Origin of the sequence: Streptomyces coeruleorubidus, assembly GCF_028885415.1 — a bacterium.
Taxonomy (GTDB): domain Bacteria; phylum Actinomycetota; class Actinomycetes; order Streptomycetales; family Streptomycetaceae; genus Streptomyces; species Streptomyces coeruleorubidus_A.
Genome location: NZ_CP118527.1, coordinates 5,481,438 through 5,505,828, shown reverse-complemented (window position 1 = coordinate 5,505,828; position 24,391 = coordinate 5,481,438). Strand labels below are relative to the sequence as shown.

Below are 24,391 nucleotides of genomic sequence, written 5' to 3'. Positions count from 1 at the left end.
TCGCACATGTGTTCCTGGATGGCCGCGTTCCGTTTCAAGGGCTCCCGGCGCCACCCAGGGAGCCCTGCCCGGCGTCAGGTCGTCGAGAATTTGGCCACGTACTCGTCGAACGGCTCGATGCCGACCTCCGCGCGGAGTTCCTCCACACGGTCGGGTTCCTCGCAGGGCCACGGGACCGGGGCCCCGTCCTTCATGCCGGCGATCTGTGTGCCGTAGAGCTGCTTGCGGCCCTCGTTGACGAGCGTGCGGTCACGGAGGAAGGCCAGCTCGCGGGGGCCGGCCGAGCCTGTCGACACCGCCTGCTGCATGAGGTGGAGGGCGCGGCGCTGGACGTCAAGCTGTCGGTCGGCGTGCTGGGCGATCAGCCATGCCGCGCGGGCGGCCTCCTCGCCGACGAGTTCCGCCGTCGGCCAGCCGTACTCGTCCATGATCTCGCTGAGCCGGTCACCGTGCCGTGCGGTCAGCCGGCGCCACGCCAGCTGCTCGGCGGGGTCATCGCTGTTCGCGTGGCCCGAGGACCGGTGATCGGCCATGGCCATGGCCGTGAGTTCCTCCGCCAGCGCGGCAACGTCGTGCGTCACTCTCAACTCCCCGATTGGTCAGGCGCGTTGGGTTCTTCATCGCCTGCAACCCTATGGGCGCATATCGGGTGCAAAGATCGTTCTGGAGAACGGTGACAGGCGCCTCCCTGGACCGCGATAATGGATCTACCTCCCGGAGTCAGAGCCGGATCGCGCCCGAGATCCGTCAGCCCTCCACCCGGTCCTCCACCCGGTCCTCCACCGGATCCAGTTCTCCCCGCTCGACGCAGAACTCGTTGCCCTCGGGGTCGGCCATGACGACCCAGCCTCTGCCGTTCGGGAGGGTGCGGTCCGTCAGGACGCGGGCGCCGAGGGTCACGGCGCGTTCGACCTCATCGGAGCGGGTGCGGCCTGTGGGCTGCAGGTCGAAGTGGATGCGGTTCTTGGTTGCCTTGCCTTCCTCCACGCTTACGAAGAGGAGGCCGGGGGCTCCGTTCGGGAACTCGATCAGTACCTCGGAGTCGCCGGGCTTGTCCTCGTCGGAGATCGGGCGGCCGAGCAACTCCGACCAGAAACGCGCCAGTTCGTAGGGCTCTCCGGTGCAGTCGAAGGTGATGTGACGGATGGCGGGGCTCAACGGTCGTCTCCCTCGGGCGGGTTGGGGGCGCTGGTGCGCCACCGAAGGATGGGCGGGGAGACGGGGCACTGTCGAACTATTTCCCGTCGTCGGGAAGGTTTCCGTTGCCGCCCAGGTTGGCGACGATCCGGCGCAGGACGTTGACCGTCACCACGAAGTCGGCGGGCAGGACGCCCTCGTGGGTCTGCTCGTGGACGCGGAGGTTGCGTTCCCGGGCGCGGAGGCGGCCGGCCTCGCCCTCCTCGGTCAGGGTCATGGCGCCCGTCGCGTCCTCCGTGAGCCAGCCTCGGGCGATCAGGTCGTCGTATACCTCGTCGAAGTCGGTGTTCAGGTCGTCGTAGGGGGTCAGGCGGTCGGTCAGGGTCGCGCGGGTCCATGAGCCGGGGGCGCCGGACGCGTGGTTGAGGGTCCACCAGTGGGGCTGGGTGAGGCCCTCCACCGCCAGTTGGGCACGGAGGGCTCCTACCACCAGGCGGTAGGCCTGGCCCGTCCATGCGCCGATCGGCTGGGCGGCCAGCTCGTCGTGGGTGTACTCCTTGAGGTCCTGGTCCTTCGTGTGCGCGCTCACGCGTTCCCCTCCCGTGGTTGCCTGGACACGATCAACGTAGGACCTCGAGTTTGGTTGAGGTCAAGGGTCAGCCGATGAAGGTCCTGATCGCTTCGTACAGGCGGTCCGGCTGGTCCAGGTGGACGTCGTGGGCCGCGTCGGGGATGCGGGTGAGCCGGGTGTGCGGGCGGTGGGTGAGCATCGTGGCCGGTTCGTCGGGGCGCATCGTGCCGTGTTCGCCCTGGATGAGGAGGATGGGGCAGGTGATGCGGGACCACTCGGTCCAGTAGGCCGTGGTGGCCAGTTCGGTGATCGTGTCGATGATCGTGGTGCGGTCCCACCCCGGATACCAGCCGTCTTCTCGTTTCTCCAGGCTTCGCACCCAGGCCTCGTGTCCCAGGAAGGCTTCCGCCTCGTCGAGGGACTTGAAGGGGGTCGGCCAGCTGTCCAGCCAGGTCGCGATCTGCGCGGGGAGGCCGGGGGCCGGGCCCGCCGGGCCCGCTTCCACCAGGATCAGGGAGTTCACCAGGTGGGGGTGTGCCGCGGCCAGCAGCATGGCCGTGTGGCCGCCGAGGGACTGGCCCAGCAGGGTCACGGGCGCCAGGCCGAGTTCCTCGATCAGGGCTACGGCGTCCTGGACATGGGCCGCGCGGGTCGTGGTCGCCGGGGTGCGGGTGCTGGCGCCGTGGCCTCGGGCGTCGTACGTCACCACGCGGTGGCCGTCGGCCGACAGCTGCCCGGCGAGGGTGTCCCACTCGCCCTGGTGGCCTGCCAGGCCGTGCAGGAGGAGGGACGTGGCCGCGGGCTCCCCGGCGGGGTGGTGGTCTCTGTGGGCGAGGTGCGTGCCGTCGGGGGTGGTGAGGGTCGCGGACCTCGTGCGGGTCAAGTGGCGGCTCCTGTCGGCGGCTTGGCCATCTGCCCGACGGCCACCGTCGGCCTCGGCGGTGGCCGTCGTACGCGGTTCAGAAGCCTACGACGCCGGGCTCAGGTCCGCTCGGCCGAACAGGAGGGCGTAGCCGGCCGGGAGCTGGGCCAGGATGCGGGTCACCAGGTCGTCGCCGACCAGGGGCGGCAGCACGCTCAGAACCGAGCTGACGTCCCAGCGGGCCGTGGCGGGGGTCGCTCCCTCGATACGGGCCGCTACGGAGTCGACGAACTCCGCGGCGGTCAGCCGGCGCGTGGCCGGGATCTGGGAGGCGACCACCCGGGCGGCCTCTTCGGGCAGGGCACGGGCGAGGTCGACCCGTTCGTCGCCGATCACATGACCGCCGAGGGCGGACAGGACGATACGGGTGACCCGTTCCGCCTCCGACTTGGTGGGGTACTGGCCCGATTCCCGCACCGCTTCGATCAGGAGGGTCCAGGCGTTGTCGTCGCCTCGGGTGTCGTGGTTGCGCGGCGGGGCGGGGATCAGGGTCTTCGGGGCCGTGACAGTGGTCGTCACACTGGGCACCGTCGTCACGCTCATGTACGGGTCTTCCTCCGGATCCGGTCCTGCGTCGCGCGCCGCCGGGCTACGACACCGGCGACGCGGGGTGGGGGTGGGGCGGGGCTGTCCCGCGGGTGGGACGTCCTCGGTCCTCGGGACAGCCCTCGTGGGTGCGTGGGTAGGTGAGTGCCGTGCCGTCAGCCGCTGAGCTGCTTGCGGCTGTCGCCGCCCGTGATCTGGATGCGGCGCGGCTTGGCCTGCTCGGCCACCGGGATGCGCAGGGTCAGCACGCCGGCCTCGTACGAGGCGTCGATGCGCTCCGTGTCCAGCGTGTCGCCGAGGAAGAGCTGGCGGGTGAAGCTGCCGGTGGGACGCTCGGCGACGAGCAGCTCCGCGCCCTCGGGGGCAGGGGACCTGCGCTCGGCTCGGACGTTCAGGACGTTGCGTTCGACGTCCAGCTCGATCGTCTCGGGGTCGATGCCGGGGAGGTCGAAGTGGACGAAGAACTCGTCCCCGGAGCGGTAGGCGTCCATCGCCATCGCCGACGGGCGCGTGGCGGGGCCGAAGACCTGCTGGGTGAGCCGGTCGAGTTCACGGAAGGGGTCCGTGCGCATGAGCATCACTGGTCACTCCTCTCTTCAGGCGCTGTCGGTGCGATGCCCTACGTTCTTCGCCTTCTTATATAGCTCGGAGCCGGAAACTTGACAAGCCTCGACTCAGGTTCGGATGCCGTTGGGCAACGCGCCTTCATACGCCCCGGCGCGTGCGCCCCCGACCTCGGGAGTTAGCCTCAGGGATCGCCGGCGGGCAGGCGCAGCGGAAGCAGGAGCGTGAGCAGGACCAGGAGCAGGACCAGGAGCAGGACCAGGAGGCAGGTATGGCGAAGGTTCCCAGTGCGGTGATCGCCGCGAGCGGGCTCGTGGGCGGGTACGGCGTGGCCCGCTGGACCCGGCAGCGGCCGCTCGGCGGGGTCGTCCTCGCCGTCGCCGGGGCCGCGGCCGCGCGTCAGTGGCGGCAGCAGGCCGGTGGGGTGGCCGCGGGGGCGTTGTCGGCCGCGTATGTCGCCGCCTTCGCCGGGTCCCATCCGCTGGCCAAGAAGGTGGGTGCCTGGCCTGCCGTGTTCGGGGTGGCGGGGGCCGTGGGTGTGACGTCCTGGGTTGTCGCCGACCGGCGCGGCTGAGGCGGGCCGCGCTCCGGTGGGTCGGGCCGCGCTGCGGGCCTTCGGCGTCCGGGGCGTGTCACGCGCATAGCAAAGAACCCCGGCCCTGAAACCCAGGGCCGGGGTTCTTGTCTGGAGCGCCGGGCAGGCCTTGCACCTGCATCTCCCCACAGGAAGTGGGGCGTCTTTCCTTGGACCACCAACGCATCGTCCGTCTGCCGGAGTTCCGGCGACCGGATGCAGATCAACTATAGCCCAGTTTTTGTTATCGCTGCGCCGTCCGGGCGTCTCCTCACCGTCCCCACAGGAACGCGACTTACGACGTTGAGGTACGACAACGTGACACGACAGATCAGCCGCCGGAGCATGTTGAAGGCCGCGGGCGCGGCAGCCGGAGCCGCCGGCGTGGGCGTCGGCGTCGGTACGACCGCGCTGGCGGCCCCGGCCTCCGCCGCCGACGCGCCCTTCGCTCACCCCGGGCTGCTGCACACCCGTACCGACCTGGACCGTATGGCGGCCAAGGTGAAGGCGGGCGCCAGACCCTATACCGCCGGGTTCGCCAAGCTCACCGCCAACCGGCACGCGCAGAGCGGCTGGCAGGCCAATCCGCAGGCCACGGTGTATCGGGGGGCGGGTTCGCCCCAGAACTACGCCGTCCTCTACAACGACATCCACGCCGCCTACCAGAACGCCCTGCGGTACCACGTCAGCGGCGAGACCGCGCATGCCGACACCGCGGTGGCGATCCTCAACGCCTGGTCGGGGAAGCTGACGTCGATCCGGGGCTCCGCCGACCGGTTCCTGGCCGCCGGGCTGTACGGCTACCAGTTCGCCAACGCCGCCGAACTCGTACGCGATCACGGTGACTTCGAGCTCGCGCGTGCGCAGGAGGTGATGCGGAACGTCTTCCATCCGCTCAGCGACGACTTCCTGACCCGCCACAACGGCGCCGTGATCACCAACTACTGGCCCAACTGGGACCTGACGGCCATCGCCTGTGTGCTCGCCACCGGCATCTTCTGTGACGACCGTGCCGTGGTCGACCGGGCCGTGGAGTACTTCAAGCACGGGGACGGCATGGGGTCCGTCAAGCACGCCATTCCCGTCGTGCACGACGACGGGCTCGCCGAGTGGGTCGAGGCCGGGCGCGACCAGGGGCACGCGCTGCTCGGCGTCGGGCTGATGGGCACGGTGTGCGAGATGGCGTGGAACCAGGGGATCGATCTGTACGGGTACGACGACAGCCGGTTCCTCAAGGGGGCGCAGTACGTGGCGAAGTGGAGTCTGGGCGGGGATGTGACGTATACGGCCAACACGCGGAAGAAGGGGGCGATCGGAGGGTGGTCGGGGAGTGAGACCGCGAGCGAGGCCGCGGGTGTGGATCCGGCCATGACTCGGCCGATCTGGGCGATGATCGCGAACCACTACACCAAGCGGCGGGGGCTGTCGGCGTCGTATGTGACGCGTGCGGCGGCCAAGGCTGCGCCGGAGGGTGGGGGCGGGGATTACGGGCCCAACAGTGGGGGTTACGACCAGCTTGGCTTTGGCACGCTGGCCTTTACTCGGGATCGGGAGCGGGTGGAGGGGGCGGGTTCGGGGGCGGCGCCGAGTGCGGGTCCGTCCGGGGCCGCCTCGGGTGGGGGTGCGCGGCCGCAGGGGGCCGTGAGCGCCTCGGCCTCGCCCGCTGGGGATCGTGACCTGGCTGCTACGGGCGCCGACGATCTGGTCGGCTGGGCCGCGGCGGGGGTTTCCGCTGTCGCGGGTGGGTTGCTGTTGCTGCGGCGACGGGATCGGGTGCGGCGGGGTGGGGCCGAGTAGCGTCCGGCACGTTGCGAAGGTGCTGGGGCGGTAGTCCGGGCGCGGGTGGGGTCGCTCACCCGCGCCGGCGGAGTGCCGCTTTCTGTGGGACGGGCGCCGCCCCAAGCGGCACGACTGCCCGCAGCTAAGTCGGCACGGCCGCCCGCGGCTTGGGACAGCCGGGGCGGCTCGCAGCCAGGTGAGCCCCACGCCGCCGCTGCCCGCAGCTGGGGCAGCCCTGGCCGCCCCGGCCAGATGCGGTGCGTCCCTACGTCGTCGCCGTCCTCGACCCCGCCGAGCCGGAGCCGGAGCCGGAGCCGGAGGCGTAGGCGCCGTCTCCCTTGTCTCGACCCGTCGGGCTCGTCTGGCCCGTCTGGTCCGCCGCCGCCGTCAGCGGCGTGGCGATGTCCTCCAGGGAACGCCGTTCCGCGCGCACCGCGAGGATCGCCGCTGCCAGGCCGGCCAGGCACATCAGGGTCGCGCCGATCTGGAAGGCGAGGACCGTGTCGGCGACCTTGCCCGTGCCGGTGAGGTCGGCGAACAGGAGCGGGCCGCTGATGCCGCCGGCTGCCGTGCCGATGGCGTAGAAGAAGGCGATGGACATGGCGCGGGTCTCCATCGGGAAGACCTCGGAGACCGTCAGGTAGGCGCTGGACGCGCCCGCCGAGGCGAAGAACAGCACCGCGCACCAGCATGCCGTCAGCGTGCTCGCGCTCAGGGAGCCCTGGTCGAAGAGCCAGGCCGTGCCGAAGAGGAACAAGCCGGACAGCAGGTAGGTGCCGGAGATCATCACCCGGCGGCCCACCGTGTCGAAGAGCTTGCCCAGCAGCAGCGGGCCGAAGAAGTTGCCGAGTGCGATGACCGCGAAGTAGTAGCCGGTGCTGCCGCTCGGGACGTCGAAGAACGTCGTCAGGATCGCGCCGAAGCCGAAGGTGATGGCGTTGTAGAGGAAGGCCTGGCCGATGAAGAGGGAGAAGCCGAGGACGGCGCGGCGGCGGTAGTCGGAGAAGACCGTGCGGCCGATCTCCAGGAAGGAGACGCTGCGGCGCTGGTGGATGGTGATCTCGCCGTCCGGACGCGGCAGCGGTTCGCCGTTCTCCTGCTCGACCCTCCGCTCGATCGAGGAGACGATGCGTTCCGCTTCGTCGTCGCGGCCGTGGATCAACAGCCAGCGGGGGCTCTCCGGGACGTGCCGGCGGACCAGCAGGATCACCAGGGCCAGGACCGCGCCGAGCGCGAAGGTGAGGCGCCAGCCGACGTTCGCGGCGAAGATGTCCGTGTCCAGCGCGACGATCGACAGGAGGGAGCCGAAGACCGCGCCCAGCCAGAAGCTGCCGTTGATCATCAGGTCGACGCGGCCGCGGTACTCCTTGGGGATCAGTTCGTCGATCGCGGAGTTGATGGCCGCGTACTCGCCGCCGATGCCGAAGCCGGTGAGGAAGCGGAAGAGGAAGAACCACCAGGTGTCGAAGGCGATCGCGGTCAGGGCGGTGGCGCCGAGGTAGACCGCCAGCGTGATCATGAAGAGTTTTTTACGGCCCCACTTGTCGGTCAGACGGCCCCAGAAGAGCGCGCCCGAGCAGGCTCCCGCCACGTACAGGGCGGCCGCGAGGCCGGTGACCTCGCCGGAGGTGATGGGCAGGCCGCTGCCGGGCTCCGACAGGCGGCTGGCGATGTTGCCTACGACGGTGACCTCGAGGCCGTCGAGGATCCACACGGTGCCGAGGCCGATGACGATCGTCCAGTGCCAGCGTGACCACGGGAGGCGGTCGAGGCGGGCGGGGATGTCGGTGGTCACGGTTCGGCCGGTCCCGGCCTGTGCGGCGGTGGTCATGGGCTCCCTCCTCATCGAGAAGAACCCGGTTCGAGTGCCCTGAGCGGTTTTGCTTACGCCCTGACACCTGACGCCACCGGTGCGTCACGTCCCGCCCCTCACGCCCCCAGCGCGTGCGACACCGTGTAGATCAGCAGGCCGGCGAGCGAGCCGACCACCGTGCCGTTGATCCGGATGAACTGCAGATCGCGGCCGATGTTCGCCTCGATCTTCCTCGTGGTGTGCTCGGCGTCCCAGCTCGCCACCGTGTCCGTGATGAGGGAGGTGATCTCCTTGCGGTAGGTGGTGACGACGTACACGGCCGCGTCCTCCACCCACTTGTCGACCTTGTCCTGCACCTTGCGCTCGGCCGCCATCCGGGAACCCAGCGACAGCAGGGAGGCCCGTACGCGCAGCCGCAGCTCGCTGCGCTCGTCCTCCGCGGCCGCGACGATCATGGATCGTACGGCCGTCCAGGCGCTGGCGATGAGGTCCTGGACCTCGCCGCGGCCCAGCACCTCGCCCTTGAGCCGCTCGACGCGGGCGCGGGTGTCGGTGTCGGACTGGAGGTCGGAGGCGAAGTCGGTGAGGAAGCGGTCGAGGGCGCCGCGCGCGGGGTGGGCGGGCATGTCGCGCATCTCGGTGGCGAAGCGCAGCAGTTCCTTGTAGACGCGCTCGCCGACCTTCCGGTCGACGAAGCGCGGGGTCCAGCCGGGAGCGCCGCCCTCCACGGCGTCCATCACCTCGTCGCGGTGCAGCACCAGCCAGTCGTGCGCGCGGTTGACGACCAGGTCGACGACCCGTTTGTGACCGCCGTCGGCGACGATCTTCTCCAGCATCTTGCCGATGCCGGGCCCGATCTCCTGGGCGTTGGCACGGCGCGTGATGGCCTCGCCGACCACGGCCTGGACGTCGGAGTCGCGCAGCACGGTCAGGGCGCCGCGCAGGGCGGTGGACAGCTCCGCCGTGACCCGGTCGGCGTGTTCGGGGACGGCGAGCCAGGCGCCGAGGCGGCTGCCGATGCCGACGGCGCGCAGCCGCTGCCGTACGACGTCCTCGGAGAGGAAGTTCTCACCGACGAACTCGCCGAGGGAGACGCCGAGCTGGTCCTTCTTGGTGGGGATGATCGCGGTGTGCGGGATGGGGATGCCCAGGGGGTGGCGGAAGAGGGCGGTGACGGCGAACCAGTCGGCGAGCGCGCCCACCATGCCCGCCTCGGCGGCCGCCGCGACATAGCCCGCCCAGGGTCCGGCGCCGGAGTTCTGGGCCCACTTGGCGAGGACGTAGACCACGGCCACGAACAGCAGGAGCCCGGTGGCGGTGAGCTTCATGCGGCGAACGCCGCGCTGTTTCTCCTCGTCCGCCGGGCTGAAGGTCGTCATCGCACGGTTCGTGACGCCACCCGGGCGGGCATGCTGCCCCCGAGCCGCGCCCTTTTCTTCCACTTTCGTACGTTCCATCCGCTCCACCCGCTTGGTGATCCCGCACACATTGTCCCTTCCTGACCGACTCCTGGAACGGAACAGGAGTTCCCGGCGTCTGTCGGGAGGGGGTAATGCCACGGGGGGGTCCTGTGAGCTTCCCCCCTGCCCATGACGCATCATGGGCACATCAGATCGGAGCCTGGGGCTCCCATCGCCCGAGGAGAACTACACAGCATGACCCGGGGTCGTGGTTACGCCCTTCTGGCCGGACTGGTCGCTGCAATCGTGGCCCTTTCCACCGCCATATACGTCGGAGTGGCGTCCGACGACGGTACGCAGAGCCGGAACGCCATCACCGACAGCCGCCTTCCGAACAACGCCGCCCCCGCCTCCACCGGCACCTGGGTCGGCACCTGGTCCACCTCCCCGGCCGCGGCCGAGCCCGGCACGGAGACGACCGGCATGGCGGACCGTTCGGTGCGCAACGTCGTCCACACCAGCGTCGGCGGTACGAGTGCCCGCGTGACACTGTCCAATCTCTACGGCCAGTCGCCGCTGAGCATCACACAGGCCTCGATCGCGGTCGCCGCCGGCGGCGGTACGCCCGCGGCGCTGACGGACACGATGCGGCAGCTGACCTTCAACGGCGCGCCGACGGTCGTCATCCCGCCCGGCCGGCAGGTGATGAGCGACGCCGTGCGCATCGTCATCCCGTCCGACGCGGACGTCCTGATCACCACGTACACGCCGACCAGCTCCGGCCCGGTGACGTACCACCCGCACGCCCGGCAGATCTCCTACGTCGCCCGGGGCGACCACACGGCCGACGCGACGGGCGCGCCCTACACCGAGCAGAGCATGTACTGGCGTTACCTGACCGCGCTGGACGTGCTGAGCAACGAGTCCGAGGGGACGGTCGTCGTCCTCGGCGACTCGCTCACCGACGGGATCACCTCCACCGCCGGCGCCAACAACAGGTGGACCGACGTCCTGTCCGACAAGCTACGCGCGGAGATCTCCGCCGGGCGGGACCTGCCCCGCTACAGCGTCGTCAACCAGGGCATCAGCGGGAACCGGGTCCTCACGGACGGGCTGGGCCGACCGGCGGACAACCCCAGCGGGCTGAACCGCTTCGCGCGGGACGTACTGGAGCGGACGAACGTCAAGGTCGTCGTGATCGACCTCGGGGTCAACGACATCCTGCGCAATCCGCGGCTCGCGGATCCGAACGCGATTCTCGGCGGGTTGCGCACGATGGTCGGGCAGGCGCATGCGCGGGGGCTGAAGGTCGTGGGGGCGACGCTGATGCCGTTCGGCGGGCACCGGGGGTACTCGGACGCGCGGGAGGCTGTGCGGCAGCAGATCAACGCGGAGATTCGGGCGGGGCGGGTCTTCGACGCGGTGGTCGACTTCGACAAGGCGCTGCGTGATCCTTACGACCCTCGCCGGCTGCGGTCCGACTACGACTCCGGGGATCATCTGCATCCCAGTGACAAGGGGTATGCGCGGATGGCGGAGGCGTTCGACCTGGAGAGCCTGAAGGGGTCGGTGCCGGCGGAGCTGTAGAGCCGCCTGCTGCCCAGCACCGGCGTCGGTGCAGCAGGCGCCTCAGTCCAGCTGGCGGCGGCGTTCCTCCCGGAGCCGCTGCTTCTCCGCCCGGGTCAGCTTTCGCTGGACTCCGACGCCGCCCCAGAAGGCGAAGCCGGTGATGATGACGCGCGGCGCGCCGGGGGCGCCGGGGACGCCCTCCTCCTGGTGGTCGAAGCCGCCCATGATGCCGATGCCGCGGACGACGACCTCGACGCCGGGCGGGACGATGACGTCCACGCCGCCCATGATCGCGATCGCGTTGATCTCGACCTCGCGGTCCGCGAAGCTCGCCTCGCGCAGGTCGATCTCCCCGCCACCGCAGAGGGCGAAGCAGGTGAACCGCCGGGGCATCGTCCAGTGCCCCTTGCGCTGGAAGCCGGACATCACGGCGGCGGCCCACGTCGAGGATCCCTCACCGCCGACGATCCGCCCGGACCAGTCCCGGCCGTCCGGGCCGGCGGCGGGCTCCTTGGTCAGTGACACGGAGGGCGCCGTGAGACCCGGGGCCGGCAGGTCACGGGTGATCGGCGCCAGTTCCCCGTACGTCCGCGCCTGGTACGTCGCGTCCAGCCGCTCCTCGAACTCCGCCATGTCGAGACGGCCCTCCGCGAGGGCGTCCCGCAGGATCTCGGCGACCCGTTCACGGTCGGCGTCGGAGGCGCGGAGGTCCGGGACTGAGTCGTCGGTCATACACAGCAGCCTACGAGTTACCCGTGCCGGGCACTATGCGGTCGCACGCTCCGGCGGGGGTTTGGGGGTGTCCCCCAATGAATGCAGCATCTTGGCGATCACCGCCTCGATGTCCGGCTCCCGCACCGACAGGTCCACCAGCGGGTACTCCGCCGCGATCCGCGCGACCAGCGGCGCCGCCGACTCCGCCGCCGGGAACGCCAGCCACTGCCGCGGACCGTCCACCCGGACGACCCGGGCGGGTGCCGGGGCGTCGATCGGCGGCAGTTCCCGCTCCAGGTCCACGACCAGGGTCCGCTCGCTCTCCCCCGCCTCGTGCAGCCCGGCGAGCGGGCCGTCGTACATCAGACGCCCTTGGTCGATGACCATCACCCGCTTGCACAACTGCTCGATGTCCTGCAGGTCGTGCGTGGTCAGCAGCACCGTCGTGCCGCGCTCGGCGTTCAGCTCCCGCAGGAACTCCCGCACCTTGGACTTGGAGACGACGTCGAGGCCGATGGTCGGCTCGTCGAGGTACAGCACCTCCGGGTCGTGCAGCAGTGCCGCCGCGATGTCGCCGCGCATCCGCTGCCCGAGGGAGAGCTGGCGCACCGGTACGTCCAGCAGGTCGCCCAGGTCGAGGAGTTCGACCAGACGGTCGAGGTTCTCGCGGTAACGGGCGTCCGGGATCCGGTACATGCGGTGCATCAGCCGGTAGGAGTCGACCAGCGGGAGGTCCCACCACAGCGTCGTACGCTGCCCGAACACCACGCCGATGCGGTGTGCGAGCCGCATGCGTTCGCGGGAGGGGTCGATGCCGGCGACCCGGAGCCGGCCGGCGCTCGGGGTGAGGATGCCGGTCAGCATCTTGATCGTGGTCGACTTGCCGGCGCCGTTCGGGCCGATGTAGCCGACCATCTCGCCGCGTCCCACGCGGAAGGAGATCGAGTCGACGGCCCGCACCTGCCGCCGCTCCCGTTTCATGAAGCCGGTCTTCTTGCGCACGTCGAAGACCTTCTCGACGCCGTCGAGTTCGATGAACCCGCCGTCCACCCCGGACGACCCGCCGTCCGCCCCGGTCGACCCGTCGTCCACCCCGGTCAGCCCGCTGTCCACCCCGGTCAACTCAGCTCCCTGTACTCCGGTAGGAACGAAGCCCCACCCGCCACGCCATCCCCGCCAGCGCGCAGCAGGCCACCGCCACCAGCGGCGACGCGAAGGCCGTCCACCGCGGCAGCTCGATCGGGTACGGCCGGCCCAGCACATAGGCGGCCGGGACCCAGTTGACGAAGGCGAGCGGCAGCATGAAGGTCACGCCGCGCACCAGGTCCTTCCCGAACACGGTCGGCGGATACTGCAGCAGCGTGGTCCCGCCGTACGTGAACGCGTTCTGCACCTCCGCGGCGTCCTGGGCGAAGATCTGGAAGGCCGCGCCCGCCACGAACACCGCCGAGAAGATCGCCGCGCCGCTGACCACCATCACCGGCACCAGCAGCGCCTTCGGCGCACTCCAGTCGACGTCCACCGAGACCAGCGCCCACCCCAGGACCACCGCGCCCTGGGTGATCCGGCCCAGCCGGCGCAGCGCGAAGCGGTCGGCGCCGACCTGGGCGAGCACCGGCGCGGGACGCACGAGCAGGATGTCGAACGAGCCGTCGCGCATCCGGGCGCCCAGGACGTCCATCGAGCCGAGCACCAGGTCGGCGATCCCGAACGCCGTCACCGACAGCCCGTACAGGAAGGCGATCTCGGGCAGTGACCAGCCGCCCAGCGAGTCGACCTGCGAGAACATCAGCAGGATCCCCACGAAGTCCAGGCCGGTCACCATCAGGTTGCCGAACACCGTGACGACGAAGGAGGTGCGGTAGGTCATGCTGGACCGCACCCACATCCCGGCGATCAAACGGTAGGCCCGCAGCCCCTCCAGCAGGACGCTCCGCTCACCCACCCTGCACCACCACCCGCCGCGTCGCGGCCGACTGCAGCAGCCGCCCCGCCGCCAGCAGCGCCACCGCCCACGCCGCCTGGAAGACGAACGCCCCGAGCGGGTCGGTCTCCCCCATCAGCACGTCCGCCGGCATCTGGATCTGCGCCGCCCACGGCAGCACCCGCACGATGTCGCCGAACACGCCCGGGAAGGCGTTCAGCGGCAGCACCATGCCCGAGAAGAAGATCCCCGTGATCATCAGCACCTGGTTGACGCCCATGCCGTCCATGAGCCAGAACACGCTCAGGGCCGCCAGGTAGCGGATCGCGAAGCTGACGACCGTCGCCAGCAGGAGCGTGACCACGAAGGCCGCCCAGGGGACGACCGACGTCGGCAGCGCCATGGGGAAGAAGACCGCTCCGAACGCGAACGGGATGACGCCCCGCCCCAGCATCTGGAACAGCGCCCGCCCCACGTCGCCCGCCAGCCACCACAGCTGGAGATCGGCCGGCCGGTACAGGTCGACGGCGATCTCGCCGGTGCGGATGCGCTCCATCAGGTCCTTCTCGGCGCCGCCGCCCTGGATGGCCAGCGTCGCGTACAGGCACTGCCCCAGCCACACATAGGTCACGGCCTGCGCCTGGTCGTACCCTCCCAGATGCGGCTTCTCGTCCCACAGCGCCAGGTACGTGTAGACGAGGATGAGGCCGAAGACCGTGTTGGTGAACACCCCGGCCATCGTGGCCGCCCGATACGTCGCGTACCGCCGGAAGCTCCCCGCCGCGACGGCCGCGTACAACCGTCCCGAGCCCACATCCACAGCCCTCCTCGCCGCCCGGCACCGAAGCGCAGGAGCCTAGTGGACCGGTGATCACGCGTGCCACGCAATTTCGGGGAGCGGCAAAGGCGCTGCGGGCGTGTGCGCACCGGCCCAGACGGTACGATCCGTTGCGTCCGCGTGGGCCGAGGCGCCCGTGGCCAGGGCGAGCAGCATGGCGGCGGTGCCGGCCGGGACGGAGCGTACGAGCCGTCGCATCCACGGTCGTGTCCCCCTTCGGGCGAATGTCGCGCAGGTTCGGGCGACTGTCGCGCGGGCGAGATCGCGATTCGGGCAGGCGTGCGCAACAGCGCGGTTCCCCCTGCGTCCGCCCGCGGGCTCGCGCGCACACCGCCCGCCTCGCCACACGGCTCACGACACGGCCCTCGGTCAGGGAACTGATCGCCGGATGGGACAGTCTTCATCACAGGGGCGCAAGAGCGAGCAGAGACGTACGGGAACGACGTACGACGCGAAACAGGAGTCCGTGCACGACATGAGTGACGAGCCTCAGCCGCAGCAGCCGACACCGGGCTGGGCACCGAGAGAGCCGCAGGCGGACGGCGACCCGAACACGCCTGAGGCCCGGCCGGCCGGGAAACCGAAGCGGACCGGCTGGCGCCGGATCATCCCGACCTGGCGTATGACGCTCGGCGCCTTCATCATCGTCGCCCTGCTGCTGGTCGGCGGCTTCTTCCTCGGCTACTCGCTGGTGCAGATCCCGCCGGCCAACGCGCTCGCCACCAAGCAGGCCAACGTCTACCTCTACGCGGACGGCTCGGTGATCGCCCGCGACGGCGAGGTCAACCGGGAGAACGTCACGCTCGCGCAGATCTCCAAGGACGCCCAGCACGCGATCCTGGCCGCCGAGGACCGCGACTTCTACACCGAGTCCGCCGTCGACCCCAAGGCCATGGTCCGCGCGGCCTGGAACACAGCCCTCGGCAAGGGCAAGCAGTCCGGCTCCACGATCACGCAGCAGTACGTGAAGAACTACTACCTGCGCCAGGACCAGACCATCACGCGCAAGGCCAAGGAGTTCTTCATCGCGATCAAGCTGGACCGCGAGGTGAGCAAGGACCACATCCTCGAGGGCTACCTCAACACCAGCTACTTCGGCCGCAACGCCTACGGCATCCAGGCCGCCGCCCAGGCCTACTACGGCATGGACGCCACTGAGCTCGACCCGGCCCGCGCCGCCTACCTCGCCGCGCTCGTCAACGCCCCCAGCCAGTACGACGTCGTCGCCCACCCCGAGAACCGCAAGGCCGCCGAGTCCCGCTGGAACTACGTCCTGGACGGCATGGTCAAGAAGGGCTGGCTCAGCGAGTCGAAGCGGGCGGGCATGAAGTTCCCGGTGCCGAAGGAGTCCACCCTGTCCACCGGCATGTCCGGGCAGCGCGGCTACATCGTGCGGACCGTGAAGGACTACCTCACCCAGAACAAGATCATCGACGAGAGCCGGCTCGACGCCGGCGGCTACCGCATCACCACGACGCTCCAGAAGCCCAAGCAGGACGCGTTCGTGAAGGCCGTCAACGACAAGCTGATGGACAAGCTGGACAAGAAGAACAACAAGGTCGACACCTACGTCCGCGCGGGCGGCGCCGCCGTCGACCCCAAGACCGGCAGGGTCGTGGCGATGTACAACGGCATCGACTACGTCAAGCAGTACACCCCGAACGCCACCCGCAGGGACTTCCAGGTCGGCTCCACCTTCAAGCCGTTCGTGTTCACCTCGGCCGTCGAGAACGGCTCGCAGACCCAGGACGGCCGCCCGGTCACCCCGAACACGATCTACGACGGCACCAACAAGCGCACCGTCCAGGGCTGGGCCGGCGACCCGTACGCCCCCGAGAACGAGGACCAGGTCTCCTACGGCGACATCACCGTCACCGAGGCGACCGACAAGTCCGTGAACTCGGTGTACGCGCAGATGGCCGCCGACGTCGGCCCCCAGAAGGTCAAGCAGACCGCGATCGACCTCGGCGTCCCCGAGACCACCCCCGACCTCGCCGACGGCCCCGCCATCGCGCTCGGCACGGCCACCGCCAGCGTCCTCGACATGGCGGAGGCGTACGCGACGCTCGCCAACCACGGCCGGCACGGCACCTACACGATGGTCGAGAAGGTCACCAAGGCGGGCTCGCCCATCGCGCTGCCCGAGCGGCGCACCCGGCAGGCCGTGAGCCGCGAGGCCGCCGACACCACCACCTCGGTCCTGCGCAGCGTCGTCCAGAACGGCACGGCCTCCGCCGCACAGGCCGCGGGCCGACCCGCCGCGGGCAAGACCGGCACCGCCGAGGAGGACACGGCGGCCTGGTTCGCGGGCTACACCCCCGACCTCGCCACGGTCGTCTCCGTCATGGGCCAGGACCCGGTCACCGCCGCCCACAAGTCGCTGTACGGCGCGATGGGCCTGGACCGCATCAACGGCGGCGGGGCGCCCGCCGAGATCTGGGCCCAGTTCACCCGGGACGCCCTGGAGGACAAGCCGGTCACCGACTTCGACCTCAGGCTCCAGCCGGGCGCCGACGTCCCGCAGGCCCCCGGCACCGAGCCCCCGGCCGACCCGACCACGGGCGACGCCACCGACGGCGGCAGCACCTCCACCGGCGGCCAGGACACCGGCACGGAGACGCCCGGCCAGACCCCGAGCGCGCCCGAGGGGCAGACCCAGGGCCAGACCGACGGCGGCACCACCGACGGCAGCACGGGCGGCGAGTCCCCCACCGGCGGCGGCACCGCGGACGGCGGGACCGGCGACGGCGGCACCGCCACCGACGGCGGCACGACCGACGGCGGCACGAGCGAGGGCGGCGGCGAGGAGACCGACGGCGGCTCGACGGGCGGGCCGTCGGACCCTGGCTGGGGCGTGGTCCAGCAGGGCGCGCGCCGCGAATAGGCCGGGCTCAGTGGCCCGAGGTCGCCTTCAGCCCCACCACGGCGACCAGCAGCAGGCACACGAAGAAGATCCGGGCGGCGGTGGCCGGCTCCCCCAGCACGACCATGCCGAACACCGCCGCCCCGGCCGCCCCGATGCCCACCCACACGCCGTAGGCGGTGCCGATGGGCAGGGTCCTGGCGGCCTGGGACAGCAGCAGCATGCTGGCGACGATCCCGGCACCGGTGAGAACGCTGGGGAGCGGGCGCGTGAAGCCGTCGGTGTACTTCATGCCGACGGACCACCCGACTTCGAGCAGACCGGCGACGACGAGCAGAACCCAGGCCATGACGGACACCTCCGGGAAACGGGCTGACGGTGCGGGTGCGTCGTCTTTGCCTTCGTCCCGGTACGGCGCGTCTCGTCGGGTCCCTCCAACGTAACAAGGGAACACGGAAGGGGCCGGTGACGATGGTCACCGGCCCCTCCCGCTGCTGCTACTGCTTCTTCTCTTCTGGAGCTACAGATAGAGACCCGTCGAGTCCTCCGAGCCCTCGAACCGGTCCGCGGCCACGGCATGCAGATCGCGCTCGCGCATGAGCACGTACGCGATACCGCGCACCTCGACCTCGGCGCGGTCCTCCGGATCGAACAGAACCCGGTCGCCCGGCTCCACGGTCCGTACGTTCTGCCCCACCGCGACGACCTCGGCCCAGGCCAGCCGCCGGCCGACCGCCGCCGTGGCGGGGATCAGGATGCCGCCCCCGGAACGCCGCTCGCCCTCGCTGGTGTCCTGCCGCACGAGTACGCGGTCGTGCAGCATCCGGATGGGCAGCTTGTCGGGATGGGTGCTGTGCTCGTTTCTCTTGGCGCTCACGCCCTGAAACCTACCTGTCTTCCCCGCGAACGTACGCAGTCGGGTCAGCCCTTGCGCCGCCGCGTGCTGACGGCCAGCAGCCCGACCACTCCGACGACGACGAGCGCGACCGGCACGACCCGCTCCAGCCGCGGCGCCCCGTCCTCGTCCACGAACCGGGCCCGCACATTGGTGACGGCCCGGTTGACCCCGACATACGCACGCCCGAGGGTGTGATCGATATTGGACGCGACCTTGGCCTTGGCGTCCCCGACGATGGTCTTCGGGTGCACCCGCACCCCGATCTCGTCGAGGGTCTCGGCCAGGGTCTCGCGGCGGCGCCTGATGTCCGCCTCGATCTGCGCCGGGGTTCTGGTGTCCGCCGTGTCCGCCACCGTGTCGCCTCCGAAGTCGGTATGAAGCCTGTGCCGGACAGTCTGTCAGCTCCACGGCTCATCGCACTGTCAGGACCCCCGGTTACGCTGGTCTGATGAGCGAGCGACTCCAGCCGGGGGACGTGGCCCCCGCCTTCACCCTGCCCGACGCCGACGGCACCGAGGTGTCCCTGTCGGACCACAAGGGCCGCAAGGTCATCGTGTACTTCTACCCGGCGGCCCTCACCCCCGGCTGCACAAAGCAGGCCTGCGACTTCACGGACAACCTGGAGCTGCTGGCCGGCGCGGGCTACGAGGTGATCGGCATCTCCCCCGACAAGCCCGAGAAGCTGGCCAGGTTCCGCGACAAGGAGTCCCTGAAGGTCACCCTCCTCGCCGACCCGGACAAGCAGGTGCTGGACGCCTACGGCGCCTTCGGCGAGAAGAAGAACTACGGCAAGACCTACATGGGCGTCATCCGCTCCACGATCGTCGTGGACGAGGAGGGCAGGGTCGAGCGCGCGCTGTACAACGTCCGGGCGACGGGGCACGTGGCGAAGATCATCAAGGATCTGGGGATCTGAGGCCCTCTCCGCTCCTGGAACGGCTCGTACCGGATAGGTCCGGTATGAGCCGTTCCGCATTTCGGGCGTGACTGTCCGATAAACGGTTCGTTACTCCGTGCGAGATCACGAACGGGTGGTCGGGGACGGAGTGGCGGAGGGGCTCGATGGCCGACGCGGCGGTATGTGCACGAGCGGATGAAGAAGCTCGGGGTGGACGTGTCGCACTTCGAGCGGGAGGGGGTGAAGTGGACGAGAGACGTCCTTGAGCGGGCGGTCGCGACGTCGACGAACATGGGCGAGGTCCTGCGGCACCTCGGGCTGGAGGTGGTGGGCGGACACCACACGCACATCAGCCGCCGGATCAAGGCGTATGGGATCGACACGTCGCACTTCCAGATGCCGACGAGGCGTGGGAAGCCCTGGCGTCCGCGGACCCCGGACGCCTTCCTCGTCGAGCAGCCGGCCGACCGCGCCCGGCGTGTTCCGAGCGACCGCCTCAAGTGGGCGATGACGGTTTCCGGAGTAGCGGAGCGGTGCGCCCTCTGTGGCATGGAGGCGGTCTGGCGGGGACGTCCACTCCCCTTGGAGGTCGATCACATCAACGGCCGCTGGAGGGACAACCGGATCGAGAACCTTCGGTTCCTGTGCCCCAACTGCCACTCGACGACGGAGAATTACCGAGGGCGTGGCAAACGACGCGCGCGGGGGCATGCCTCATGAGCAGCCGACGGGCCCGGCCCGCTCCCCAGGAGCTGCGCGTCGCGGTCGCCCAGTCCGTCTCTTTCGCAGAGGTGCTTCGCCGCCTGGGACGCCCGGACAGTGGCACGCAGCGCGCGCATCTGCGCCGGTGGATCGATGAGGACCAGCTCACCACCGAGCACTTTCTGGGACAGGCCCACCAACGCGGGAAGCGCCGTCCGGCCTTGGCCAGACGTCCTGAGGACATCCTGGTCAAGCACGACGGCGAGCGTCGGACCCGCACGGTCGTGTTGCGCCGGGCGCTCCATGAGATGGGCATACCCGAAGAGTGCGCGGACTGCGGGATCGGCCCCGAGTGGCTCGGCAAGCCCATGACGCTGGAGGTGGATCACATCAACGGTGACTGGAGCGACGACCGGCTGGAGAACCTGCGGTTGTTGTGCCCCAACTGCCATGCGGTGACGAGCACCTGGTGCCGAGGCGGCAGCAGGCGTTCCACCCGACCTCGCCCCGCATGACCGGTACCATGACCTGGACGCGGCCGTGGCGGAATTGGCCTACGCGCAACACTTAGGATGTTGTGGGAGAAATCCCTTGAGGGTTCGAGTCCCTCCGGCCGCACACCTTCGAATCGATGGCCCACCCGGCGCAAGCCAGGTGGGCCTCGTCATCAGCCCAACAGCTCCCGCACCACCGGCACCAACGCCCGAAACGCCTGCCCCCGATGGCTGATCGCGTTCTTCTCCTGCGGGGTCAGCTCCGCGCAGGTCCGCGTCTCCCCGTCCGGCTGGAGGATCGGGTCGTAGCCGAAGCCCCCCGATCCCGTCGGCTCGTGGCGCAGGACGCCCCGCAGCCGGCCTTCCACCACCCGCTCCGTGCCGTCCGGCAGGGCCAGCGCCGCCGCGCAGGCGAAGTGGGCGCCGCGGTGTTCGTCGGTGATGTCCGAGAGCTGGGCGAGGAGCAGGTCGAGGTTGGCCTTGTCGTCGCCGTGGCGGCCGGACCAGCGGGCGGAGAAGATGCCGGGGGCGCCGTTGAGGACGTCGACGCAGAGGCCGGAGTCGTCGGCGACCGCGGGCAGGCCCGTCGCCTGGGCGAGGGCGTGGGCCTTCAGCAGCGCGTTCTCCGCGAAGGTGACGCCCGTTTCCTTGACGTCGGGGATGTCCGGGTAGGCGTCGGCGCCGACGAGTTCGTGGGGCAGCCCGGCTTCGGCGAGGATCGCCCGGAGCTCGGTGATCTTTCCGGCGTTGCGGGTGGCGAGGATCAAGCGGGTCATGGCCCCAGTATTGCCGCAGCCGCGCCCCGTCAGGGGCGCGGGGAACTGCGCGAGCGCCCACGACGGGCCCGCGGTCGATCACCGGCCGTCAGCGTTACGGCGTGCAGACCTTGGTCAGTTCGCCCGCCGCGTCCGTGACCGGGCTGATGTCGGGCGTCTCGTCGCCGTTCTTGATCGCCGTACGGACGTTGCCGACGGCCTGGTTGAGGTCGTCGACTGCCTTGTTGACGTCGGCGTTGTCGGTCTTGTCGCCGATCTTGGTCAGGTTCTTGTCGATGGAGTCGAGGGACTCGTCGAGCTGCGTCGGGTCGTTGGCCGCGTTGTCGACGGCCTGCTGGAGTTCCGTGACGCTGTCGGCGATGGCGTCGGCGGTCTGGACGCAGTCCAGCGCCTTGTCGACGGCGGCGCAGCCGGTGGTGAGTCCGGCGGTCAGCGCGACGGCCGCCAGGGTGGCGGCGACGGCTGCGGTGCGGCGTCGGCGGCTCGCGGCCATGGAACGGTCCCTCTCGTCGGTCGGGCCCGGGCGGCCCGTGCGGCTGGCCGGACGCACAGGGATGAGCCGTGCGCCCGTACTCCTTCAGACGCGAGTGTGCTCGGCGCGGTTGCCCCGTGCCGAGCACCTGTCTTGGCGCGCCCTTTACTTTTCGAGGACGGTATCAAGCGCGGTGCGCTGGTGGGCGGCGAGTTCCGTGCAGCCGGTGACGGCGAGGTCGAGGAGGGCGTCGAGTTCCTCGCGGGCGAAGGGTTCGGCCTCGGCGGTGCCCTGGACCTCGACGAAGCGGCCGTCGCCGGTGCAGACGACGTTCATGTCGGTGTCGGCCTTGACGTCTTCTTCGTAGCAGAGGTCGAGGAGGGGGACGCCGCCGACGATGCCGACGGAGACGGCGCTGACGGTGCCGGTGAGGGGCTGGCGGCCGGCCTTGATGAGCTTCTTGCGCTGGGCCCAGGCGACGGCGTCCGCCAGCGCCACGTAGGCGCCGGTGATGGCCGCCGTGCGGGTGCCGCCGTCGGCCTGGAGGACGTCGCAGTCGAGGACGATGGTGTTCTCGCCGAGTGCCTTGTAGTCGATGACGGCGCGGAGCGAACGGCCGATGAGGCGGCTGATCTCGTGGGTGCGGCCGCCGATGCGGCCCTTGACGGACTCGCGGTCGCCGCGGGTGTTGGTGGAGCGGGGCAGCATGGAGTACTCGGCGGTGACCCAGCCTTCACCGCTGCCCTTGCGCCAGCGCGGGACGCCTTCGGTGACGGAGGCGGTGCAGAAGACCTTGGTGTCGCCGAAGGAGACGAGGACGGAGCCTTCGGCGTGCTTGCTCCAGCCGCGTTCGATGGTGATCGGGCGGAGTTGCTGGGGGGTGCGGCCGTCGATTCGAGACATGCCGCTGAGCCTATCCGTACATGCGGAAGGGGCCCCTCCCGCGGTGGGAAGGGGCCCTCATCGGTGACCTCTGGGGTCTTTGCGGTGACCTCGGGGGTCTGTCAGGGGGTGAAGCCCGGGACGATCCCCGCGCTTCACATCAGGTCTTCGATTTCCGCGGCGATGGGGTCGGCGTCGGTGCCGATGACGACCTGGATGGCGGTGCCCATCTTGACGACGCCGTGGGCGCCGGCGGCCTTCAGGGCGGTCTCGTCGACCTTGGCGGGGTCCACGACCTCGGTCCGCAGGCGGGTGATGCAGCCTTCGACCTCTTCGATGTTGTCGATGCCGCCGAGCCCGGCAACGATCTTCTCAGCCTTGGTGGCCATGTTCGTTCTCCCTGATCCGAACCGCTTTGTCGCAGTAACCCACAGTTGGCACGCTTTGCGAGCGGTCATGTCGTGCCTGCCGAGGATGGCGCACGTCAGTGTGCGACCGTTCGTTCGACTGGTCTACACCAGAATCCGCCTCTCGACAAAGGGACGACGGGCTGGGCCGGACGAACGTCTCCAAGGTGATGGTGGAGGCGGGCGGAATTGGCGGGTTCCACTCGTTCGGTCTACCGTGCTACAACTGGTCTACACCATTCACTGGTGGAGGTCGCGCGGTGCCCTTTCGAACCGCGTTCCCCTTTTGAGACGCCGCCGTCCCCCGTCGAACTCTTCCCTGGGCGGCGCCGTGCCCCATGGAGGAAGTTCATGTCCACAGCCACAGCCGCGCCCGCGAGCCCGAAGAAGGGGTCCGCGGTGATGGCGGTCCTGCAGCGCATCGGCCGCAGCCTCATGCTGCCCGTCGCCGTGCTGCCGGCCGCCGCGCTCCTGGTCCGCCTCGGCAACACCGACATGCTGGGGCGGGAGTCGTTCCCGGAGTTCATCACCAAGATCGCGAGCTTCATGACCGCGGGCGGCAACGCGATCCTCGACAACATGCCGCTGCTGTTCGCCGTGGGCATCGCGATCGGCTTCGCGAAGAAGTCGGACGGCTCGACCGCTCTGGCCGCCGTCGTCGGCTACCTGGTCTTCAAGAACGTGCTGGCCACGTTCACCGACCCGAACCTGCCCCAGGTGGCGACGGCCGTCGACGGCAAGGTCGTCATGACGGACGCGCCGGTGGACGCCAAGGTTCTCGGCGGTGTGGTGATGGGCCTCGTCGTCGCTCTGCTCTACCAGCGCTTCTACCGCACCAAGCTGCCCGACTGGGCGGGCTTCTTCGGTGGTCGCCGCCTGGTCCCGATCCTCGCCGCCTTCGCGGGCCTGGTCATCGGCATCGTCTTCGGTTACATATGGCCGGTCCTCGGTACGGCCCTGCACAACCTCGGCGAGTGGCTGGTGGGCTCCGGGGCCGTCGGCGCGGGCATCTTCGGTGTCGCCAACCGCGCGCTGATCCCGATCGGCATGCACCACCTGCTGAACTCCTTCCCCTGGTTCCAGGCCGGCACCTACGAGGGCAAGAGCGGCGACATCGCCCGGTTCCTGGCGGGCGACCCGAGCGCCGGCCAGTTCATGACCGGCTTCTTCCCGATCATGATGTTCGCCCTGCCGGCCGCCTGCCTGGCGATCGTGCACTGCGCCCGGCCCGAGCGCCGCAAGGTCGTCGGCGGCATGATGATCTCCCTCGCGCTGACCTCGTTCGTCACCGGCGTCACCGAGCCGATCGAGTTCACCTTCATGTTCATCGCCCCGGTGCTGTACGCGATCCACGCGGTGCTCACCGGTGTCTCGATGGCGCTGACCTGGGCGCTGGGGATGAAGGACGGCTTCGGCTTCTCGGCCGGCGCGGTGGACTTCTTCCTGAACCTGGGCATCGCGACCAACCCATGGGGCCTGGCCCTGGTCGGCCTGTGCTTCGCGGCGGTCTACTACGTGGTCTTCCGCTTCGCGATCACCAAGTTCAACCTGCCGACGCCGGGCCGCGAGTCCGACGAGGAACTCGCCGAGCTCCAGAAGGCGGAGGCGAAGTAGCCCGCACACGCTGAAGGCCCCGGAACCGCTTCGG

27 protein-coding genes, 1 tRNA gene and 1 riboswitch are annotated in these 24,391 nt (G+C 70.1%); of the genes, 9 read left to right on the top strand and 19 right to left on the bottom strand.

Going from position 1 to position 24,391, the window contains the following annotated elements:
• Positions 1 to 74 precede the first annotated feature (74 nt).
• From PV963_RS25610 to PV963_RS25585, 6 genes are all read right to left on the bottom strand, one after another.
• Positions 75 to 581 (bottom strand): DUF6624 domain-containing protein, encoded by a 507-nt coding sequence (locus tag PV963_RS25610; protein WP_274818079.1) that lies wholly within the window; start codon positions 579 to 581, stop codon positions 75 to 77.
• 166 nt (positions 582 to 747) lie between these two features.
• Complete coding sequence (locus tag PV963_RS25605; protein ID WP_274818078.1) at positions 748 to 1,158, bottom strand: VOC family protein; 411 nt, start codon at positions 1,156 to 1,158, stop codon at positions 748 to 750.
• 76 nt (positions 1,159 to 1,234) lie between these two features.
• Positions 1,235 to 1,726, bottom strand: coding sequence for a MarR family transcriptional regulator (locus tag PV963_RS25600; RefSeq protein WP_274818077.1), 492 nt, complete (start codon positions 1,724 to 1,726; stop codon positions 1,235 to 1,237).
• 67 nt (positions 1,727 to 1,793) lie between these two features.
• Positions 1,794 to 2,591, bottom strand: a complete 798-nt coding sequence (locus PV963_RS25595) for an alpha/beta fold hydrolase (RefSeq protein WP_274818076.1) — start codon at positions 2,589 to 2,591, stop codon at positions 1,794 to 1,796.
• Positions 2,592 to 2,675: 84 nt separating this feature from the next.
• Entirely contained in the window at positions 2,676 to 3,173 is a 498-nt protein-coding gene (locus PV963_RS25590) for a DUF2267 domain-containing protein (RefSeq protein ID WP_274818075.1), read from the bottom strand.
• Positions 3,174 to 3,331: 158 nt separating this feature from the next.
• Positions 3,332 to 3,754 carry an Hsp20/alpha crystallin family protein gene (locus PV963_RS25585; RefSeq protein WP_274818074.1) on the bottom strand — a complete coding sequence of 141 codons (423 nt, stop codon included), beginning with the start codon at positions 3,752 to 3,754 and terminating at the stop codon, positions 3,332 to 3,334.
• A gap of 257 nt (positions 3,755 to 4,011) precedes the next feature.
• Between PV963_RS25585 and PV963_RS25580 the strand changes: the two genes are divergently transcribed.
• Both PV963_RS25580 and PV963_RS25575 read left to right on the top strand, forming a co-directional pair.
• The gene (locus PV963_RS25580) at positions 4,012 to 4,314 is read left to right on the top strand and encodes a hypothetical protein (protein WP_274822118.1); all 303 of its coding nucleotides are present in this window, start codon (positions 4,012 to 4,014) and stop codon (positions 4,312 to 4,314) included.
• Positions 4,315 to 4,659: 345 nt separating this feature from the next.
• Positions 4,660 to 6,111, top strand: a complete 1,452-nt coding sequence (locus PV963_RS25575) for an alginate lyase family protein (RefSeq protein ID WP_274822117.1) — start codon at positions 4,660 to 4,662, stop codon at positions 6,109 to 6,111.
• Between the two features lie 247 nt (positions 6,112 to 6,358).
• On the opposite strand, the gene PV963_RS25570 is transcribed toward PV963_RS25575, so the two are convergent.
• Both PV963_RS25570 and PV963_RS25565 read right to left on the bottom strand, forming a co-directional pair.
• Complete coding sequence (locus PV963_RS25570) at positions 6,359 to 7,924, bottom strand: MFS transporter (RefSeq protein ID WP_274818073.1); 1,566 nt, start codon at positions 7,922 to 7,924, stop codon at positions 6,359 to 6,361.
• 98 nt (positions 7,925 to 8,022) lie between these two features.
• Positions 8,023 to 9,363: a DUF445 domain-containing protein gene (locus PV963_RS25565; protein WP_425540938.1), complete on the bottom strand. Its 1,341-nt coding sequence runs from the start codon at positions 9,361 to 9,363 to the stop codon at positions 8,023 to 8,025.
• A 198-nt stretch (positions 9,364 to 9,561) separates the two neighbouring features.
• Here PV963_RS25565 and PV963_RS25560 point away from each other — a divergent pair, with 198 nt between their 5' ends.
• Positions 9,562 to 10,893 carry an SGNH/GDSL hydrolase family protein gene (locus tag PV963_RS25560; RefSeq protein ID WP_274818071.1) on the top strand — a complete coding sequence of 444 codons (1,332 nt, stop codon included), beginning with the start codon at positions 9,562 to 9,564 and terminating at the stop codon, positions 10,891 to 10,893.
• 42 nt (positions 10,894 to 10,935) lie between these two features.
• On the opposite strand, the gene PV963_RS25555 is transcribed toward PV963_RS25560, so the two are convergent.
• Genes PV963_RS25555 through PV963_RS25540 form a run of 4 tightly spaced genes read right to left on the bottom strand, consistent with a single transcriptional unit; the run spans position 10,936 to position 14,327 of the window.
• On the bottom strand, positions 10,936 to 11,607 hold the full coding sequence (locus tag PV963_RS25555; protein ID WP_274818070.1) for a DUF1707 SHOCT-like domain-containing protein: 672 nt from the start codon (positions 11,605 to 11,607) through the stop codon (positions 10,936 to 10,938).
• A gap of 33 nt (positions 11,608 to 11,640) precedes the next feature.
• A complete protein-coding gene (locus PV963_RS25550; RefSeq protein WP_425541034.1) occupies positions 11,641 to 12,681 on the bottom strand; it encodes an ABC transporter ATP-binding protein in 1,041 nt (346 codons plus the stop codon).
• 31 nt (positions 12,682 to 12,712) lie between these two features.
• Entirely contained in the window at positions 12,713 to 13,534 is an 822-nt protein-coding gene (locus PV963_RS25545; RefSeq protein WP_274818069.1) for an ABC transporter permease, read from the bottom strand.
• Positions 13,527 to 14,327, bottom strand: coding sequence for an ABC transporter permease (locus tag PV963_RS25540; RefSeq protein ID WP_274822115.1), 801 nt, complete (start codon positions 14,325 to 14,327; stop codon positions 13,527 to 13,529). Before PV963_RS25540 ends, PV963_RS25545 begins: the two co-directional genes overlap by 8 nt.
• 499 nt (positions 14,328 to 14,826) lie before the next feature.
• Here PV963_RS25540 and PV963_RS25535 point away from each other — a divergent pair, with 499 nt between their 5' ends.
• The gene (locus tag PV963_RS25535; protein WP_274818068.1) at positions 14,827 to 17,235 is read left to right on the top strand and encodes a transglycosylase domain-containing protein; all 2,409 of its coding nucleotides are present in this window, start codon (positions 14,827 to 14,829) and stop codon (positions 17,233 to 17,235) included.
• A 7-nt stretch (positions 17,236 to 17,242) separates the two neighbouring features.
• Here the strand turns inward: PV963_RS25535 and PV963_RS25530 are convergent, their stop codons facing one another.
• From PV963_RS25530 to PV963_RS25520, 3 genes are all read right to left on the bottom strand, one after another.
• On the bottom strand, positions 17,243 to 17,563 hold the full coding sequence (locus PV963_RS25530) for a DMT family transporter (RefSeq protein WP_031113232.1): 321 nt from the start codon (positions 17,561 to 17,563) through the stop codon (positions 17,243 to 17,245).
• A gap of 34 nt (positions 17,564 to 17,597) precedes the next feature.
• A riboswitch (guanidine-III (ykkC-III) riboswitch) is annotated at positions 17,598 to 17,668 on the bottom strand.
• A 66-nt stretch (positions 17,669 to 17,734) separates the two neighbouring features.
• Positions 17,735 to 18,091 (bottom strand): GroES family chaperonin, encoded by a 357-nt coding sequence (locus tag PV963_RS25525; protein WP_010040015.1) that lies wholly within the window; start codon positions 18,089 to 18,091, stop codon positions 17,735 to 17,737.
• A gap of 44 nt (positions 18,092 to 18,135) precedes the next feature.
• Entirely contained in the window at positions 18,136 to 18,465 is a 330-nt protein-coding gene (locus PV963_RS25520; protein ID WP_274818067.1) for a DUF3618 domain-containing protein, read from the bottom strand.
• A gap of 95 nt (positions 18,466 to 18,560) precedes the next feature.
• Between PV963_RS25520 and bcp the strand changes: the two genes are divergently transcribed.
• From bcp to PV963_RS25500, 4 genes are all read left to right on the top strand, one after another.
• Positions 18,561 to 19,028 carry a thioredoxin-dependent thiol peroxidase gene (gene bcp / locus PV963_RS25515; RefSeq protein ID WP_274818066.1) on the top strand — a complete coding sequence of 156 codons (468 nt, stop codon included), beginning with the start codon at positions 18,561 to 18,563 and terminating at the stop codon, positions 19,026 to 19,028.
• A gap of 78 nt (positions 19,029 to 19,106) precedes the next feature.
• The gene (locus PV963_RS25510; protein WP_425541033.1) at positions 19,107 to 19,730 is read left to right on the top strand and encodes an HNH endonuclease; all 624 of its coding nucleotides are present in this window, start codon (positions 19,107 to 19,109) and stop codon (positions 19,728 to 19,730) included.
• Positions 19,727 to 20,227 carry an HNH endonuclease gene (locus PV963_RS25505; protein WP_274818065.1) on the top strand — a complete coding sequence of 167 codons (501 nt, stop codon included), beginning with the start codon at positions 19,727 to 19,729 and terminating at the stop codon, positions 20,225 to 20,227. Before PV963_RS25510 ends, PV963_RS25505 begins: the two co-directional genes overlap by 4 nt.
• Before the next feature lie 19 nt (positions 20,228 to 20,246).
• Positions 20,247 to 20,330, top strand: a tRNA-Leu gene (locus PV963_RS25500).
• A gap of 49 nt (positions 20,331 to 20,379) precedes the next feature.
• Here PV963_RS25500 and rdgB read toward each other — a convergent pair.
• From rdgB to PV963_RS25480, 4 genes are all read right to left on the bottom strand, one after another.
• Positions 20,380 to 20,982: an RdgB/HAM1 family non-canonical purine NTP pyrophosphatase gene (gene rdgB, locus PV963_RS25495; protein ID WP_274818064.1), complete on the bottom strand. Its 603-nt coding sequence runs from the start codon at positions 20,980 to 20,982 to the stop codon at positions 20,380 to 20,382.
• A 94-nt stretch (positions 20,983 to 21,076) separates the two neighbouring features.
• Positions 21,077 to 21,475 carry a hypothetical protein gene (locus tag PV963_RS25490; protein WP_274818063.1) on the bottom strand — a complete coding sequence of 133 codons (399 nt, stop codon included), beginning with the start codon at positions 21,473 to 21,475 and terminating at the stop codon, positions 21,077 to 21,079.
• Between the two features lie 144 nt (positions 21,476 to 21,619).
• Positions 21,620 to 22,357, bottom strand: coding sequence for a ribonuclease PH (gene rph, locus PV963_RS25485; protein ID WP_274818062.1), 738 nt, complete (start codon positions 22,355 to 22,357; stop codon positions 21,620 to 21,622).
• Positions 22,358 to 22,491: 134 nt separating this feature from the next.
• Positions 22,492 to 22,725, bottom strand: coding sequence for a glucose PTS transporter subunit EIIB (locus PV963_RS25480; protein ID WP_031140089.1), 234 nt, complete (start codon positions 22,723 to 22,725; stop codon positions 22,492 to 22,494).
• A gap of 369 nt (positions 22,726 to 23,094) precedes the next feature.
• On the opposite strand from PV963_RS25480, the gene PV963_RS25475 reads away from it, so the two are divergent.
• Complete coding sequence (locus PV963_RS25475) at positions 23,095 to 24,357, top strand: PTS transporter subunit EIIC (protein ID WP_274818061.1); 1,263 nt, start codon at positions 23,095 to 23,097, stop codon at positions 24,355 to 24,357.
• Positions 24,358 to 24,391: the final 34 nt, after the last annotated feature.